This is a genomic window from Deltaproteobacteria bacterium (assembly GCA_020848905.1).
In the GTDB taxonomy this organism is placed as follows: Bacteria; Myxococcota_A; Polyangia.
This window is the reverse complement of record JADLHG010000074.1, coordinates 1-16,303: the sequence shown is the minus strand read 5'-3', so window position 1 is coordinate 16,303 and position 16,303 is coordinate 1. Positions and strand designations below refer to the sequence as shown.

At 71.9% G+C, this 16,303-nt stretch carries 16 protein-coding genes; 7 read left to right on the top strand and 9 right to left on the bottom strand.

The genetic code is table 11. From position 1 onward, the window contains the following. Nucleotides 1-16: 16 nt before the first annotated feature. From IT371_29935 to IT371_29900, 8 genes are all read right to left on the bottom strand, one after another. Nucleotides 17-541 (bottom strand): hypothetical protein, encoded by a 525-nt coding sequence (locus tag IT371_29935; GenBank protein MCC6751912.1) that lies wholly within the window; start codon nt 539-541, stop codon nt 17-19. Nucleotides 542-749: 208 nt separating this feature from the next. Continuing rightward, on the bottom strand, nt 750-1,922 hold the full coding sequence (locus tag IT371_29930; GenBank protein MCC6751911.1) for a polysaccharide deacetylase family protein: 1,173 nt from the start codon (nt 1,920-1,922) through the stop codon (nt 750-752). Nucleotides 1,923-2,160: 238 nt separating this feature from the next. Next, on the bottom strand, nt 2,161-3,213 hold the full coding sequence (locus tag IT371_29925) for a hypothetical protein (protein MCC6751910.1): 1,053 nt from the start codon (nt 3,211-3,213) through the stop codon (nt 2,161-2,163). Between the two features lie 2 nt (nt 3,214-3,215). Continuing rightward, nucleotides 3,216-5,429 carry a hypothetical protein gene (locus IT371_29920; protein ID MCC6751909.1) on the bottom strand — a complete coding sequence of 738 codons (2,214 nt, stop codon included), beginning with the start codon at nt 5,427-5,429 and terminating at the stop codon, nt 3,216-3,218. Nucleotides 5,430-5,450: 21 nt separating this feature from the next. After that, nucleotides 5,451-6,764 (bottom strand): 2-oxoacid:acceptor oxidoreductase family protein, encoded by a 1,314-nt coding sequence (locus tag IT371_29915; GenBank protein MCC6751908.1) that lies wholly within the window; start codon nt 6,762-6,764, stop codon nt 5,451-5,453. Beyond that, nucleotides 6,761-7,897: a pyruvate flavodoxin/ferredoxin oxidoreductase gene (locus IT371_29910; protein ID MCC6751907.1), complete on the bottom strand. Its 1,137-nt coding sequence runs from the start codon at nt 7,895-7,897 to the stop codon at nt 6,761-6,763. Before IT371_29910 ends, IT371_29915 begins: the two co-directional genes overlap by 4 nt. 55 nt (nt 7,898-7,952) lie before the next feature. Next, entirely contained in the window at nt 7,953-8,609 is a 657-nt protein-coding gene (locus IT371_29905) for a hypothetical protein (GenBank protein ID MCC6751906.1), read from the bottom strand. Nucleotides 8,610-8,853: 244 nt separating this feature from the next. After that, nucleotides 8,854-9,792, bottom strand: a complete 939-nt coding sequence (locus IT371_29900; protein ID MCC6751905.1) for an MBL fold metallo-hydrolase — start codon at nt 9,790-9,792, stop codon at nt 8,854-8,856. Here IT371_29900 and IT371_29895 point away from each other — a divergent pair. From IT371_29895 to IT371_29865, 7 genes are all read left to right on the top strand, one after another. Next, nucleotides 9,779-10,951 (top strand): class I SAM-dependent rRNA methyltransferase, encoded by a 1,173-nt coding sequence (locus IT371_29895; protein ID MCC6751904.1) that lies wholly within the window; start codon nt 9,779-9,781, stop codon nt 10,949-10,951. The genes IT371_29900 and IT371_29895 overlap by 14 nt on opposite strands. Nucleotides 10,952-10,998: 47 nt before the next feature. Beyond that, entirely contained in the window at nt 10,999-11,628 is a 630-nt protein-coding gene (gene can, locus IT371_29890; protein MCC6751903.1) for a carbonate dehydratase, read from the top strand. A gap of 67 nt (nt 11,629-11,695) precedes the next feature. Further along, entirely contained in the window at nt 11,696-12,526 is an 831-nt protein-coding gene (locus tag IT371_29885) for an MBL fold metallo-hydrolase (GenBank protein ID MCC6751902.1), read from the top strand. A 78-nt stretch (nt 12,527-12,604) separates the two neighbouring features. Beyond that, a complete protein-coding gene (locus IT371_29880; GenBank protein ID MCC6751901.1) occupies nt 12,605-13,531 on the top strand; it encodes an ArsA family ATPase in 927 nt (308 codons plus the stop codon). Nucleotides 13,532-13,594: 63 nt separating this feature from the next. Next, on the top strand, nt 13,595-14,137 hold the full coding sequence (locus tag IT371_29875) for a hypothetical protein (GenBank protein MCC6751900.1): 543 nt from the start codon (nt 13,595-13,597) through the stop codon (nt 14,135-14,137). Then, nucleotides 14,137-15,000, top strand: coding sequence for a PEGA domain-containing protein (locus IT371_29870; protein MCC6751899.1), 864 nt, complete (start codon nt 14,137-14,139; stop codon nt 14,998-15,000). Before IT371_29875 ends, IT371_29870 begins: the two co-directional genes overlap by 1 nt. Beyond that, complete coding sequence (locus tag IT371_29865; protein MCC6751898.1) at nt 14,991-15,857, top strand: PEGA domain-containing protein; 867 nt, start codon at nt 14,991-14,993, stop codon at nt 15,855-15,857. Before IT371_29870 ends, IT371_29865 begins: the two co-directional genes overlap by 10 nt. Nucleotides 15,858-15,980: 123 nt before the next feature. On the opposite strand, the gene IT371_29860 is transcribed toward IT371_29865, so the two are convergent. Next, nucleotides 15,981-16,211 (bottom strand): hypothetical protein, encoded by a 231-nt coding sequence (locus tag IT371_29860; GenBank protein ID MCC6751897.1) that lies wholly within the window; start codon nt 16,209-16,211, stop codon nt 15,981-15,983. Between the last annotated feature and the right edge of the window lie 92 nt (nt 16,212-16,303).

Genomic DNA, 16,303 nt, shown 5'->3' with positions numbered 1-16,303 from the left:
AGCTTGGACGGCAGGGCTACGGCGTGAGCGTCATGATGTGGCTCTGCAGCCAGAGCTCGCGAAGCTGACCCGCGCTGCCGGGACGCGCCCTGCTGACGAAGGGCGAGACTCCCCCGAGGCGCAGACTCCAGGCATCCAGCACCTCCTGACCCGTGGCGTGCTCGAGGTGGCGCGCGGCGGCCAGCCGGGCCGGACGCTCCAGGATCGACTGCACGAGGCGCGCGACGAGGCTGTTCTGCGGCGCGGTGCCCGGGAGCGGGGCGTGATACGTGCTCTCGGGCAGGTCCTCTACGCGCACGCCGCCTGCCAGCCGCTCCGGCCGAAAGCGCGCCGTGAACAGGGTCGATACGTTGTGGCGGAGCGCCTCGAGCTTCAGGCGCGCGGAGGCCTTCCTGTCGGCGGTGAGGAGCCGTGGCCCGGAGGTAGCGACAAGGGTGCGCTTGCCGGGCGCCGGGCTGAAGGCCGACGCCGCGGGGGCGCCGAGGGTCAGGGCCAGAAGCAGCGCGAGGCTCGGGGCCGTCGCAGACGAATACCGTCGCATGGGAGTCCTCCCTACGTGGATGCGTAGTCAACAGGGTGTTCGCCGGTGGCGAGAGCAAGCGACGTGCCGCGTGGGTCGCGCGTCGCCCTGCGGGCAAGTCGGTGGATCTCGGTGGAGCGGCCCAGGCAAGACCGTGTGGCGGTCGCCCGTCCGCGGGGGTGTGGCCTCCGACGCTGCAGGGGCGGAAGCGGTTCTCGGAGAGGAGCGGCTATCGGGCGGAAGGGGAACCGGCGTCGCGCGTGCGGGCGTCGGGCAGGGCCTGATCGGGCACGCCTGCGTCGCGGGGCGCAGCGTCGCGCGGTGCGCCGTCGGGACGGCGGGCGTCGCGCTTTGCGCCGTCGGGCCGGTACGCGTCGTGCGGTGCGGCGTCGTGCGGACCCGCATCGCAGGCGCCGGTCTCGCAGCGGCCCCCGTCGAGAACCCCGCCGTCGCGGATCCCTTCTTCCAGGCCCTGGCAGGCCGGCGTGTTCCGATACCAGTGGACGATCTCCCAGGCCGTGCGGTCCCTGGTGCTCTGGATCTCCACGCGGCCGACGAAGACGGGATAGTCGATCGTGACCGTGCCCGCGGCGTCGCGGCGGTGGGCCACGAGGCGGCCCTTCGGGATGCCCACGATGAAGCGACCGGCGCGGTCGCCGCCGGCCTCGCGCACGCGCGCTCGCACCACCTCGAGCTCGGGGGTCTCGGCCTCCGGAATGCCGAAGGGGAGGATGAGCGCCATCGGGGCCCGTCCCAGGCCCACCTCGAGCCGCCGAAACGATTCGTCGATGAGGTAGCGCAGGCGCTCGTCGCCGAGCCGGCTGCCCTCGAGGGCGCGCGCGGCCCAGTACTTCTGGTTGAGGTGCTCGGTGCCGTGCGAGTCGAGCTCGATCCCCGCGGCCTGCCAGTCGCGCAGAACCTGCCACGGGGCTGTGGGGCTCGGCTTCTGCGCCTCGGGGGCTTGCGTGGTGTTGACCGCCAGCGCGGTGGTGAGCTTGGCCTTGAGGAGCTCTGCCACCATGGATTTGAACTCGGAGCGGATCCAGTCGGTCGGCACGTCGTCGATGGAGAGGATCACCGCGCGTCGCGGTCGCTTCAGCGTCCCGTCGAGGATGCGCGCGTAATCGGCGTAGGTGATGGTGGCGTAGCCCTGCTCGACGAGCCACGGGATGAGCTGGCTCTTGAGCCCGGCCAGGTTCTTCGAGTGCAGCATGATCGAGGGCGGCACGCAGAGCCGCTCCTTCTCGCGCTGCGAGAGCGCCTCGACGGGGGTCGCCTCGTCGCACTTTCCCCCGGGGCAGGTGGCGCTCGGCGTCCCCTCCTCGCTCCGAGGGACGCAGGCGGTCAGGCCGAAGAGCGCGCCGAGAGCGAGGCCCGCGAGGGGCCGGTGGCGAACGAGCATCCCTCGCGCGAGAGCAAGCCCTGCGCCACGCCGGTCGGCCGCGCAACCGTCGGAGAAGCCGGGGCCGTCGGGCGGTCCGGGTCGCCAACGGCCGTTGAAGATCGAAGGGGCGGGTACAGCGGGGGTCGATTCCCGGGGAGGGGCAGGCTTGACCTCGCAGCCCGCCCAGAGCGGCGTCCGGCGTCACGCAGCCACGCGCCGCGGTCTATCTTCCTTGCGGAATGCCGTCCGCGCTCGCTTACCGCGTGCAATAGCCCGGAAAGGGGGCGGGAAGGCCCTTCGCGTAGGGGGAGGGGCGCGTGCCGAAGGGGTGCGCGAGGAGGAAGGTCAGGGTCAGCGTCCCGGCGTTCGGGGGCAGGACGTGGCCGTTACCGTGGTTACAGATGGCCGCGAAGTGCCCGGCCGAGACGAGCGCGCCGTGATAGGTGGTGCTCAGGGCCTGGAAGCTGTAGCTCCCGAAGGTGTCGGTGGGCCCGCCGTGGAAGACGAGCGCAGCGAAGAGGTTGCTCGGGTCCTGGTTCGGGGGCGTGGCTTCCTGCCCGCCCGAGTAGGTGGCCACGCTGGCGAGGTAGCCCGAGCGACGCCAGCTCATCTGCGTGGTCATCACCGCGCCGGCGCTCATGCCGATGGAATGGACCCGGCGCAGGTCCACCCCCACGCGCTGCACGGCGCAGGCGAGGATCTCGTCGGCCAGGCGCAGGTCGTGGTCGGCCGTGCCGCGCACCAGGTACCAGGGAAAGGGCTGCGACGCGGGGTCGCGCACCGGGGCGACGACGATGCCCCCCTTGTCCGTGAGCTCCTTCATTGGGCCCGCGCCGAGCGCGTACGCCGCCTCGTCGGGCGTTCCGCCGCTCGAGTGCCAGTAGAAGACGAGCGGACCGTCGAGCTGCGTCGCGGCGCTCGAGATCCAGACCTTGGCTTGCCGCGCGCGCCCGCCCGCGGTGAAGGCGTTCAGCCCGGCCGCGAAGGAGGGGCAGGTCCCGCTGGGCTTCGGCACGAAGACCGCCTGGGGCGTGGTGCCGGCGGGGCCCAGGTCGGAGGGGCGTCGCGCGTCGGAGGTGGCGCCTCGGTCGCGCGGTGGCGAGACCGCGCCGTCGGCTCTCGAACCGCCGGGCCCGTCCGCGCGGAGGCCGGCGTCCCCGGTCTGCGACAGCGCATCGCGGGGCACGCTCCCGTCAGCCAGCGGCGCACCTCCGTCCGCGGTGTTCGATCCGGAGGTGCTGCACGCGCAGACCACGCCGCCGACGAGCAGCAGGGCCGCGATCCCTGCGCACCTAGTTCTGGCCAGCACCCTTACGGCCCCCCCGCCACGTCGATGACCATGCGCGCCAGGATCCCGTCCCAGACGTAGGGGGCGATGGTGGTGACCGTGTCGTGGTCCGGGCTGTAGGACTCGTGAAAGCGATGCGTGCGCCGGAGCTGCGCCAGCACGGCCGCCATGCTGCGCGTGGCGAGCTCCTTGGCCTCGGCCGTATAGCCGTAGTTGAGCAGGCCGCGCAGCACGAGGTAGCTCCACTGCAGCCACACGGGGCCGTTCCAGCGGCAACAACTCGTGGCCGCCGGGGTGAAGCCCGGGTCGTCGGCGGCGAGGGTCGGCACGCCGTAGCGCCGCCAGAACTTCGTCGTGTCCCTGAGGTGCGCGAGGAGGCGCGGCAGCCGGTCCGTGGGCACCATCTCGGCCCAGAGCGGCAGAAAGCCGATGATCTCCTGGCGCCGCAGGTCCAGGCCCTTGTCGGTGACGAAGCGGTTCGTGGCCTTGTCCACGTGGTAATAGAACCCGCGTTCGTCATCCCACATGGTGGCGTTCACGCGGCCGGCGAGCGCCTCGGCCTGCGCCCGATACGCCGTCCCCTCGGAGCTCTTGCCCAGCGCGTCGGCCATGTCGGCGAGGGACTTCAGCTCGCGCACCAGCATCACGTTCAGGTCCAGCGCCTCGACCTGGCGCGGGGCCTCGGCCGTGCCGCCGAGCATCTGCCAGACCACGTTGGCCCCATCCCGCACGCACTCGAGCACCGCGTGGCCCCCCCACTCGTAGAGGCCGTCGCCGTCCTTGTCGCGGGTCTTCATGAAGAAGGCCAGATAGCGCTGGCTCGAGGCGTAGGCCTCCGCGAGGAAGGTCTGGTCCTTGGTGATGCGGTAGACCTCCCAGTTGGTCCAGGCGAAGAAGGGCGCGGAGCTCGTCTTCTCGCCCTTGACCGGAAACTCCTGCGCCACGTACGGCCCGATGCGGTAGTTCACGTAGCCGTCCGGCTGCTGGTTCTGCATGAAGACGCGCTGCGAGCCCATCGCGCTCTCGGCGTCCAGGTGCGCGTAGGCCAGCATGACCAGGCTCTCGTGAAAGACCTGGCCGTCGTGTCCCCAGCTCCAGGTCGGCTCGCGCGAGAAGACGTAGTAGTTGGTCTTCGCGCGCCCCTCGGGGGGGAGCATCATTTGCCGCACCAGCGTGAAGGCCTGGTAGTAGGCCAGCGTTTCATCGGGGCCGAGCCCGACGGGGGCCGGGACCCGCGCGTAGAGGGCGTCGGCCTCGGCGAAGGAGAGGGCCGGGCGCACGTTCTTCAAGACCTCGGTCGCGGCCTTCGCCAGCTCCTCGGCGGGAGCCTTGCCCTCGGCCACGCCGCGCACGAGGCGGAGCGAGGTCGTGGCCCCCGGCGCGAGGACGAGCTTGCGCGCCAGCGCGAAGGCGTAGGTGGTGGTGGCGAGCTTGCCGTTCAGCGCTCCCGTCTTGGCCTGGCCGAAGAACGGCGCCAGCTCGGTCGCGTAGCCGCCGAGGCTGTCCGCGGGGCGATCCAGCAGCACCAGGTCCTGCCGCTCCACCTGATAGTCAGCCAGCGTGGCCTCGGTCCAGGTGTTCATGGCCTGGCTGTGGCGGAAGGAGACGCCGTCCTTGGCGGGGCGGGCGGCCGCGCTCGTCACGTTTCCGCCGCGGGAGTAGACCGGGTAGACGGTGAAGGTGAGGGAAGACGAACCGGCGTTCTGGAACGTGAGTTCGTGAAGCGCGAGCCCCGAGGTATGGACCACGAAGGCGTGCCGGACCCGGAGGTCTCTGAGCGGCTCGTAGACGAGCTCCACCGCGTCGGCGTAGTTCTTGGTCACGCGCGGGCGCGCGGCGAACTCGTCGACGTAGAAGGCCACCTCGTCGCCGCGGTGAAAGGCGAAGGCGAGCTGTCCGGAATAGTCGGTCTGGAAGGCGACGGGGAGGCCGACGCGGTCGTAGGTGAGCTGATAGCCCTCGTCGAGGAGGTACCGGCTGCGCGCGAGCGGAGCGGCGTAGATCGTGTAGATCGGCGCCCCGGTGCCCGCGTCCAGATGCCCGAGGGGGCTCTTCAGCGCGTTCGCGTCCGGCGGAGCGCTATCGGGGGCGGCGTCGGGAGCCCGGGCGTCGGGAACCCGGGCGTCGGCGCGCGCGGCGTCCGCGGTCGTGTTCGCGTCCGGAGGGGGCGTCCCGCTCTTGCAGGCGAAAAGTCCGAGAGCGAGGAGAGGAAGGGTCCGATGGGTAGTGGTGCGCACGATGGTTCGAGCCTCGAGGAACTAACCCAGCAAGGGGTCGAGGAGCGCGCGCAGCTCGGAGGCCTCCTTGCCGTGCCGCAGGTCGCTGGCGGCGAGGAAGGTCTCGCGCGGCACGAGGGGCTCGGTGCCGAGGAGCCGCGCCACGGCGGCGAGGGCGGCGCGCTTGGGTCCCGCGGTCTGGCGGAACGGGTGGCGCTCGACCGCGCACGGAAGCTCGGGCAGCGTCACGCTCTCGTCGGCGAAGAGCCGCGTCGCGGCGGTCACGCGCCCGTAGACGCCGGAACGAGCCAGTTCCTTCGCGCCGTCCTGCGACACGACCAGCACCGCGTCCGGCGCCTCGATCCCCGTGAAGAGGATCGGCTCGGGGGAGAGCACCACCTCGGAGACAGAGAAGCCCGTGCCCTGTGTGACGGGGTTGTCGTTCTTCTGGGTCACGTGCAGCCCCGCGGCCAGCGCGGCCTCGGCCAGGAGCCCGGCGGCCGACTGCACGCGCTCTCCTGCGGTGCCGGCGAGGACCAGGCCCACCCGGCGGTCCAAACTCGCGACGGGTCCCGCCGGGAGCTCCGGTGACCGCTTCTTCGCGGCGAGCTTCTCGGCCTGCGCGCGATACGCCGTGCCGAAGGTGGGCCGCGGCGCGTCGCGCAGGAGCCCGAGGCCGTAGCCCGCCTGCTCGGCCACGTCCTTCAGCTTGGCGCCCGTGAGCGGGTTATGGCGCGTGGCGTGGGCCGTGCAGAGCTCGAGCACCTCCACCATGGCGAAGCCCGGGTGCGCGATAGCGTCGGCCAGCGTGCGCGTCAGGTCCCGGTCGCCCGCCACCTTGCGCGCGACGAAGGGGGCGCGGCTGGCGAGGAGCACCTGCGCCAGGTCGAGCGGCGGCACGAAGTTTCCGACGGGCGTGGTGGCCGTGACGAAGTCCATGGGCGAAAAGGACGAGCCCTGGCCGCCGGTCATGCCGAAGAGGAAGTTGTTGTGCACGATGACCGTCACGTCGGGGTTGTAGAGCGCGGCCTGCACGAGGTGGAGCAGGCCGATCATCGCACCACCGTCCCCGATCAGCACCACGGTCTTGAGCCCCGCCGGGCCGAGGACGGCGTCGGCGAGCGAGATCCCGGCGGCGAAGGCGGTGGAGCGCCCGTGCGTGGTGTGAATGGTGTGCGGCGTGGCGAACTGGTCGTCGGCCAGCCCCACGCAGCCGATGTCCGTCACGACGGCCACCTGATCGGCCGGCAGCGCGAGCTCGTCGAGGGCCGCGCCCAGCGCCTTCAGCACGAGCGCGTGGCCGCACCCCTTGCAGTAGGGGAGGGGGAGGTCGGTGCGCAGCGTGGGGTTCGTCATCCGAGCACCTCCACGCGCGCGACGAGCTCGGCCGGGGTGATCGGCGCACCGAGGCCGCCGTGCCGCACGAGCCGCTCGCGTCCGATGGCGGCCTCGAGGACACCCGCGTAGAGCCCCGAGAGATTCTCCTCCACGACCACGACGTGCCGGCAGCCCTTCGCGGCCTCGAGCACCTGCCTCTCGGGGACCGGGTAGAGCGTCAGGAGCTGCAGGAACGCCACGCGGCGGCCCTTGGCCCGCAGCGCGCGGCAGGCCTGCCGGGCGGCCCGCGCGGAGACGCCGTAGCTCACGACGAGGGTCTCGGCGTTCTCGACCGGCTCGGCGTCCACGAGGATCAGCTCCTCGGCGTGCGCGCGCACCTTCTCCTCGAGCCGTCGCAGGATGGCGAGCACCTCGGGGGCGTTCTTGCGCAGGCGCCCTTGCGGGTCGTGGGCCGAGCCGGTGGCCACCACGCGCGAGGCGCCGCCGACGGGGGCGAAGTCGGGGACCTCTGTCGGGCAATCGCACGCGTACGGGACGTAGGGGACGGCCCCCACGAAGGGGCGGCGCGCGGCGACCGGGTGGGCGCGCAGGCCGTCGGGGGCGATCCCCTCGATGGTCATCCCGACCTCCTTGTCCGAGAGGAGCACGACCGGCGAGCGCAGTCGCTCGGCCCAGTGAAAGGCCCAGGTGGTGAGCTCGTAGCACTGGCGCGCGTCGCCGGGGGCGAAGACGGGGATCGTGTAGCCTCCCGAGGTGCAGTGCTCGGCCAGGAGCACGTCCCCCTGGCCGCCTTGCGTCGCGCCGCCCGTCGAGGGTCCGAGGCGCTGCACGAAGGCCACCACCACGGGGATCTCGGTCATCACCGCGTACTGGATGGTCTCGATCATCAGGCTGAAGCCGGGTCCCGAGGTAGCCGTCATGGCTCGGTAGCCGGCCATCGAGGCGCCCACGCAGTAGGCCAGGGCCGAGATCTCGTCGGAGGCGGCGAGTCCGAGCCCGCCGCGGCGCGGCAGCTCGTGCATCATCACCTGATAGATCTCGCTCGAGGGGGTGATCGGATAGCCGCTGAAGAAGCGGCACCCGGCGTCGAGCGCGCCGCGTGCCACCATCGCGTTTCCCGAGGCGAGCTCGCGCGGGGCGGAATGCGTCATGGAGGTCCTCGCAGTGTCGCTCCGAGTCTGACGGAAGCGGCGAGGGCGGGAAAGGCTATTTCGGCTGGACCTTGCGGAAGCCGGGGAGCGGCCCGAGGCTGCTCTCGCCGTGGACGCGGTCCCGGAAGAGGAAGGTCCCCGTGGCGTCGAAGACGTTGTGAATCGACTGCCACGCGGTGTCGGGGTGGATGACGAAGCGGTCCCCGCGCGCGCCGCCCAGCGTGCCGTAGCTCACGAGGTGCAGGGCGCCTTCGACGGCGGCCTCGACCTCGCGAGCGTTGTACTTGAGCTGGCTGGTGCGCACCGCGTCGCCGACCCGGGTCTTGAGCTCCCAGCGCTGGTACTCGTGCGGGTCGTCCCGTTCGGCGAAGGACTGGTCCACCACGCGGCGCTCGAAGGAGACGATCGTCTCGGGGCGCTGGAGCGCGCCGAGGAGAGTCTGGAGCAGCTTCAGCCGGGCCGGCGTCGGCAGCCTGGCCGCCCGCAGGTCGCCAAGCGCGGCGGTGAAGGTGGCCTGCCGCTCGCCGGGCACGCGCGCGGCGAGCGCCTCGGCCTGGCGAAAGGCGCGCTCCACCTGGCCCTTGTAATAGATGGTGCGCACGGCCCGACCCACGAGGACCCGCAGGTTGGGCAGCTCGGCGTGGGAAAGCTGGGCCGTTCCGAAAAGGAGGGCGGCCGAGGTCACGAAGGCGAGCGATCGGGCGAAGGACATGCGAGCTCCTCGAGGAAGGTCCTGGTGCGCGACGACGCCGAACCCGAGGCCGGCGCCGCGCTGGAGCGGCCCCTGAGCAAGGGACGTGCCGCGCGGGACGAGGGCCGGAGGAAGCTCCCCGTCGGGTGGGCCCGCGCGAAAAGGCCGGGGACAGTGCCTGCTTGGCGGGTCGCCGGCGGCGCGCGACCAGCGGAGGCCGGAGATGACCGGGGAGGACGCTCGAGCAGCCAGCTGGCCGCTGCGGTCACCCGGCCGGGGATCGCGGCGGCGAGGCCTGCCACTCCCCGCGGGCGGTGCGGCGCGCGTGGCCTTCGCGCTCCAGCTTGATCAGGTGGGCCAGCGCGGAGCGTACCGCGAGGGGCCCTAGGAAGGGGGGCACCTCCGGGTACGCGAGCCGGGCGACGGTCTCGAGGGCCTGGCCCTGGGTATCCAGCGCGGCGCGCACCTTCGCCTCGCGCATGAGGCGGTGCTGGATGAGCTTGCGGATCCAGGCGGCGCCGTCGCGCTTCACCGGCCCGTGGGACGGAAGGATCACGCCCGGCTCGAGCGCGGCGAGCCGCTCGAGCTGGGCCAGGTACTCGCCCATGTCCCCTTCGCTGGGATCGATCAACGTCGTCCCGATACCGGGCACCATGTCCCCCGCCAGGAGTGCGCCGCTCGCGCGTTCGTAGAGGCAGAGGTGCCCCGGGGCGTGTCCGGGGGTGTGCAGGACCTCGATGCTGCGCCCGTCGACCTCGAGGACCGAGCCCTCGAAGAGCTCGCGCGGGGTACAGGGCGCGCGACCCAGCTCCGCGAGGCGCGCGAGGGTCTCCGCGTGCGCCGCCACCGGCACCTTCAGCGCGGTCGCCAGGGCCAGAACGCCGCCCACGTGGTCCTTGTGATGGTGCGTGAGCAGAATGGCCTGGAGCGCGCCGCCGCTGCCGCGCAGCCGGTGAAGCCGCTCGAGCAGCCGCGCCTGCTCGGGAGCGTAGGGGGAGCCGGGGTCCACCACGATCGCCTGCCGGTGCCCGATCACGTAGCAGTTGGTGTGCGCGACCGGCGGGAGGGTCGGCGTGCGCAGGGCGAGGGCGTCGTAGCCCGCGGGGAGATCGACGAAGAGCGCCACGCGCGAAGTGTTGCAGAAGCCGCGAGAGTTGACCACCCGAGGCTGGCCGCGGTACGAGGGGGGGATGGCGCGGCTCATCGTCAAACGCGGACGCGCGAAGCCCCTCTGGTACGGGCACCCCTGGGTCTACGCGCAGGCCGTCGAGCGCGTGGAGGGGAGCTACGAGCCGGGGGGCGTGGTGGACGTCATCGACCCGAGCGGCGCCTTCATCGGGCGGGCGCTCGCGAACCCGCGTTCGAGCATCGTGGCCCGCATCCTTTCGCGCGATCCGAACGAGCACATCGACCGCGAGCTCCTGCGTCGCCGCCTCGCCGCGGCGCTGGCGGTGCGCGCGCGCCTCGGGCTCCCCGGCCAGGGAACCGACGCCTACCGGCTGGTCAACTCCGAGGGAGACGGCCTCCCCGGGCTGGTCGTGGACGTCTACGGCAAGAGCCTGGCGGTGCAGTTCACGGCGCTCGGACTCTATCGCCTGGCCGACGCGATCGTGACCCTGCTGCGCGAGCTCCTGGAGCCCGAGCGTATCGTGCAGATCGGCGCCGGGGCCTACGCCCAGACCGAGGGGATCCCTGCCACCACGCACCTGCTCCACGGCGAGGGGGGCGAGGTCGTGGTGTCCGAGAACGGCGTGCGCTACGGCGTGGACCTCCTCGGGGGGCAGAAGACGGGCCTCTACTGCGACCAGCGGCTGAATCGCGCGCTCGTGGCGAGCCTCTCCCGTGGCCAGCGCGTGCTCGACTGCTACAGCTACGTGGGGGGCTTCGCTCTCAACGCGCTTCACGGCGGCGCGCTCGAGGTCACGGCGGTAGACGCCTCGGGGCGGGCGGTCGCGGCGGCGCAGAGGAACGCCGAGCTCAACGGCGTGGCGCTCCCCGTGGTCGAGGCGGACGTGTTCCGCTACCTGGCCGAGGTGCCGCGCGGCAGCGTGGACCTCACGATCGTCGACCCTCCCAAGTTCGCCCGCTCGCGCCGCGAGCTGGACGCCGCGCTCAAGGGGCACCGCAAGCTGCATCGCGCGGCCCTCCGCACGGTGCGAGACGGGGGCCTCCTGGCGAGCGCCTGCTGCTCGCAGCTCGTGACCGTCGACGAGCTGCGCCGGACGCTCGCCGCCGCGGCTCTCGACGAGCGCCGACGCGTGCGCCTGCTCCAGGTCCTCGGGGCGGGGCCCGATCACCCCACGCTCCCGGGCTTCCCCGAGGGCGAGTACCTCAAGTTCCTCCTCTGCGAGGTGACGAGTTGAGCGCGCGCCGACGGGGCGGGCCTCGCGAGAGCGGGTAGGAGACGGTCATGCGCATCCTTCGCGAGTGCTTCGCTGCCAACCGGGCGTGGGCCGCGGCGCGCACCGAGAATGACCCCGCCTTCTTCGAGCGGCTGAGCGCGATCCAGCGGCCGGCGCTGCTCTGGATCGGCTGCTCCGACAGCCGGGTCTCGCCGAACGAGCTCATCGGTCGGGACCCGGGCGAGGTCTTCGTGCACCGGAACGTGGCCAACGTGGTGGTGCACACCGACATGAACTGCCTGAGCGTCCTGCAGTACGGCGTGGAGGTCCTCGGGGTGCGGCACGTCGTCGTCTGCGGGCACTACGGCTGCGGCGGGGTGCTCGCCTCCCTGCAGCCCACGCCGCTCGGGCTGATCGACAACTGGCTGCGCCACATCCGCGACGTGCACATGGCGCACCGGCGAGAGCTCGACGCCATCGTCGACGAAGAGGCGCGCGCGGACCGCCTGTGCGAGCTGAACGTCGCCGAGCAGGTGGCCAACGTCTGCCACACCACGATCGTTCAGGACGCCTGGCGTCGCGGCTGCGAGCTCGCGGTGCACGGCTGGATCTTCTCGCTCGCCGACGGGCTGCTGCGCGACCTGGACCTGTGCATCGAGGGCCCGGACCAGATCCCGTCCGTCTTTCGCATGGAGTAGCCGCGCTCCCCTGTGCTACCGTCGCACCCTCTGGTCCGGCAACCTGAGTTTCATCGAGGAGGAGCGCATGTTCTTCGTCCGCTTCTGGGGTGTGCGGGGGAGCATCCCCGTGCCGGGACCTTCGACCATGCACTTCGGGGGCAACACGCCGTGCGTCGAGGTGCGCGCCGGCTCCGAGATCCTGATCTTCGACGGAGGGACGGGGCTGCGGGCTCTCGGCGCGCAGCTCGCGCCGGAGATGCCCATCGTGGCGCGGATGTTCTTCAGCCACTTCCACTGGGACCACATCCAGGGCTTCCCCTTCTTCGCGCCGGCCTTCATGAAGGGGAACCGCTTCGACCTCTTCGGCGCGCGCAAGCTGTCGTCGACGATCGCCGAGACCCTCGCGGGGCAGATGAACTACCCGAACTTCCCGGTGAGCCTCGGGGAGATGGCGGCGCAGATGAGCTTTCACGACCTGCGCGAGGGGGAATCGGTCGCTTGTGGGGACGCGGTGATCACGACCGTCGCGCTGAATCACCCCGGCGGCTGCTTCGGCTATCGGGTGGACTTCGGCGGCCACGCGGTGGTGATCGCGACGGATACCGAGCACTACTCGGTGCTCGACCAGAAGCTCGTGAACCTCTGCGACGGGGCCGACGTGCTGGTCTACGACGCGATGTACACGCCGCAGGAGTACGCAGGGAGCGACCTGCTCTTCGCGCGCACCGGCTGGGGGCACAGCACCTGGGAGGAGGGGATCAAGGTGGCGCGCGCGGCGCGGGTGCGAAAGCTCGTGCTCTTCCACCACGACCCGGACCACGACGACAACAAGGTGCGCCAGATCGAGGCCGACTGTCGGCGGGTCTTCCCCGAGTCGCTCGCGGCCTACGAGGGCCTGGTGCTGCAGATCGCTTGACACCTTCTCGACCCCGCTGCAAAGCTCCGCCCCCGTCTTCACCCCGCTCAGAGGCTGTTGGTCCGATCGCACCGTCCCATGCTCGATAGGCGACTCGTCATCATCGGAGGCAAGGGGGGCGTGGGGCGAACCACCGTGGCGGTGGCGCTCGGGACCGCACTCGCGCGCCGGGGGCGACGCACGCTCCTCGCCCACGTGCGCTGCAAGCAGCGGCTCTCTCAGCTCCTCGGCGGCGGCGAGGTCGGCGAGGAGATCGTCGCCGTGGAGCCCAACCTCTGGGCCGTGAACATGAACCCCCAGGCCGCGATCCGCGAGATGGGGATCATGGTGCTCAAGTTCCGCACGGTCTACAAGGCGGTCCTCGAGAACCGCATGGTGCGCTACTTCCTCAGGGCGCTCCCGGCGCTCGAGGAATACTCGATGATCGGCAAGGCCTGGTACCACACGACCGAGCTCGTCTCCGGCCGCCCGCGCTTCGACACGGTGGTCTTCGACGGACCCGCGACGGGCCATCTGGTCAGCATGCTGCGCATCCCGCAGGTCATCCTGGACGCCGTCCCCGAGGGGCCGCTCACGGGGGACGCGCGCAAGGCCCGCGAGATGCTCTCGGACCCCGAGCAGACCTGCATGTGGATCACCACGCTCGCCGAGGAGATGCCGGTGAGCGAATCGCTCGACCTCTACCGCTCCGCGCGGAGCGAGCTGCAGATCGACGTGGACCGGCTGGTCGTGAACGCCCTCTATCCCGCGGAGCTCGACGAGGACGCGACGCTCTCGGGGGCGCTGGACGCCGTGCGCGACGGCGTGGGGGACGACCGGGACCTCCGACACCTCGTCGCGTCGGCGGAGACCTTGCGCGCGCGCCGGCGCATCAATCGCGAGTACCTCGACCGCCTGGCCGTGCGCCTGCCCGTGCCGCGGATCGAGCTGCCGCACCTCTTCGTCCCGCGGCTCGACCGCGCCGCGATCGACCAGCTCTCGGAGCGCATCGAAGCCGAGCTCTGACCCTCGTGGTTCCTTGGGGCCCGGCGTTGACAGCCTCGGGGCCCGTCTGCTACCTCCAGGCCCATGCCCCGCCAGCTGCTCGTCCTGGCTCTCCTTCTCGGGACGGGCTGTAGCAGCCTCGAGGTGGTCCGCCTGCCTCCCGACGTCGTGCACGTCCCCAAGGGCTACGAGCCCGTGGCGGGCCTCCAGGCCACGTGCATGGGTTTCTACCTCTTCACGCTCGGGATCCCCGAGGCTGACCTGGAGAAGGCGGTCAACGAGCTGCTGGTGGCGGAGGCGAAGAAGCTCGGGGCGGACAAGATCGTCGGGTTACGCTTCGACGCCACGCCGGGGGGCGGCATCTGGTGGCTCACCAAGCTCCTCTGGTTTCGCTTCGCGAGCGCGTCGGGGATTGCGGTGAAGGCCGACGGGGGCGGCACCCAGGGAGGGCGCGAGGAGGAGAAGGACATCATTCCGCCGGAGGGGGCCGAGGGAGGACCGAGCGGCGCGCCGGGCCCGCAGCCCGCGCCGCCCCCCGCCGTCCCCGCGCCGTCGCCGACGCCCCGCCCGGGCGTCCCCGCGCCGGGGCCCGCCTCGAAGCCCGTGCCCAAGGCCGGGACGCGCTGATGCCCTCTAGTCTGGCTGGCGCCGCCCTCGGGCTCCTGCTCGTCGTCGGAGCTGCGGGAAGCGCGCGCGCCGGTCGGGTGGCGGTCTTCCGCATCGATCCGCTCGGCGTGGACCCGCAGATCGTGGCGCGGCTCGAGGGGCTTCTGCGCATGGAGCTCGGGCGGCTCGTGGACGCGGCCATGCCGTCGCCCCGCCGGCTCCAGGCCCTGATGGCGCGCGCGCCGCGGCTGCAGAACTGCACCGGTGAGGTGGCGTGCCTGGTCGAGGTGGGGCGCCTCCTCGGCGTCGAGCAGGTCATCTCGGGGAACGTCGGCGGGCTGGCCGAGCGCTTCGTGCTCAACGTGAAGCTGGTCGACGTCGCGTCGCAGAAGGAGGTACGGCGCATTCAAGAGGCCATGAGCGGCGAACCGGACCAGCTCATCGAGGCGGTGCGCGTGGCCGCCTACGGGCTCGTCGCGCCCGAGAAGCTCCTCGGCGCCCTGACGGTGCTGGCCAACGTGCCGGGGGCGCAGGTGCATCTGGATGGCCGCCTGCTCGGGGTGACCCCCTTGTCCACGCAGCACGGGCTCAAGGTGGGCTCGGCGACGTTGCGGCTGAGCAAGGACGGCTACACCGACGCGATCCAGACCGTCCAGGTCCGGTTCCAGAAGACGGCGCAGGTGGTGGTGACGCTCGAGCAGCCCCGACTCGGGCCGAAGCGTCGGTCCAGCCGGCCACGCGTGCGTCCGGTGCCCTGGTACACCCGCTGGTGGTTCTGGACCGCGGTAGGGGTCGTGGCGGCCGGGCTAGGCACGGGACTCGGCTTCGCCTTCTCGAGCAGCCGGGCCATCAACTGCGACGCGGAGCCCGCGCGATGTCGATAGCTCGCGCGGTCGCGGTCGCCTTTACGCTGGCGCTCGTCCACGGGAGCGCGGCGCACGGAGCGACGGTGCTCCTCGCACCCCTCGGAGAGCTCGGCATCAAACCCGACGAGGCGCGGCAGGTGCAGCGGTGGCTCCAGGCGGCGTTCAGCGGGCTGCCCGCGCACCGCATCCTCGGCCCGGGACGGGTCGAGCGGCAGCTCCAGAAACGCTCGCACCTCGATTGCCTCGAGCGACCTCGCTGCGTGGCGCAGCTCGCGCGACAGGTCGGCGCGGAGCTCGTGGTGACAGGCGACGTGGGAAGCGTGGGCGGAGGGTTCGTGGTCTACCTCCGGCTCCTCGACGGAGAGGGGCGGCAGCTCCGTGCGGTGAGCGGAGTGCTCGACCCGAGGCGGGCGGTGCGCGACGCGGCTCGAGAGCTCGGCTACCAGCTCCTGCTCCCCGAACGCTACGTGGGGGCGCTCGACGTGCGGGTCGACGTGGCCGGGGCGTGGATCTACGTGGATGGCCGACGTCTGGGCCGCAGTCCGGCGCCGCCGCTCAGCGGCCTCGCCGTCGGGCCGCACGCCCTGCGCGTGACGCACCCGTCCTATCGCGACTTCGTGCGCTTCGTGAAGGTGGAGCTCGACGGCTCGCTGCGGGTGGACGTCACGCTCTCGGCCTTCCCGGTGCTGGCCCGCGAGATGCGGCTCACGCGCCCCAAGGTGCGGCCGCTGACGAGCCGGGAGCTCCCCTGGTACCGACGCTGGTGGGCGGTGGCGGCCTTCGGGGCGGTAGTTACGGCGGCGACGGCCACGGTGATCGCGGTTATCCCGCGCCCCGTGGGCCGGGACGCCGAGCTCGTGGTGCGGCCGAAGTAGGGGCCGTGGCGGCTGCCTGGCCCGGCGCTGGCCGGGTGTGATCCACGATGATCGGTCATGCGCCTCGAGGCGGCCCCGCTTCGCCGGAGGCGGTCGCGAGCGCGGCCGCCGTCCTCTCGAAGCTCAGCGTCCCGGAACTTCGTCCGTACGCAGCTTCCCTCGAAGCTTCCACCCCGTTTGCAGGAGCCAGGTTCGTGGCTCGCCGACCGTAGGCTCTCCCGAGGGCGGCACCGGCGCGACGTCCTTCCAGCCGCCCTCGAGATAGAGCGCCGAGGAGCACGGATCGAGCTCACGCCTCGGCACCCACTTGCCGCGCTCGACGCAGTGCTTCCGTCGGTTTTGGAGCACAAACACGTCACAATGCGCGTCGTACCGAGGTGCGGGTCGTCCACTATCGGTGGCATCCGCTGCACGGCCGCGAGGTTCTTGTCTGCGTCGACGAGCGC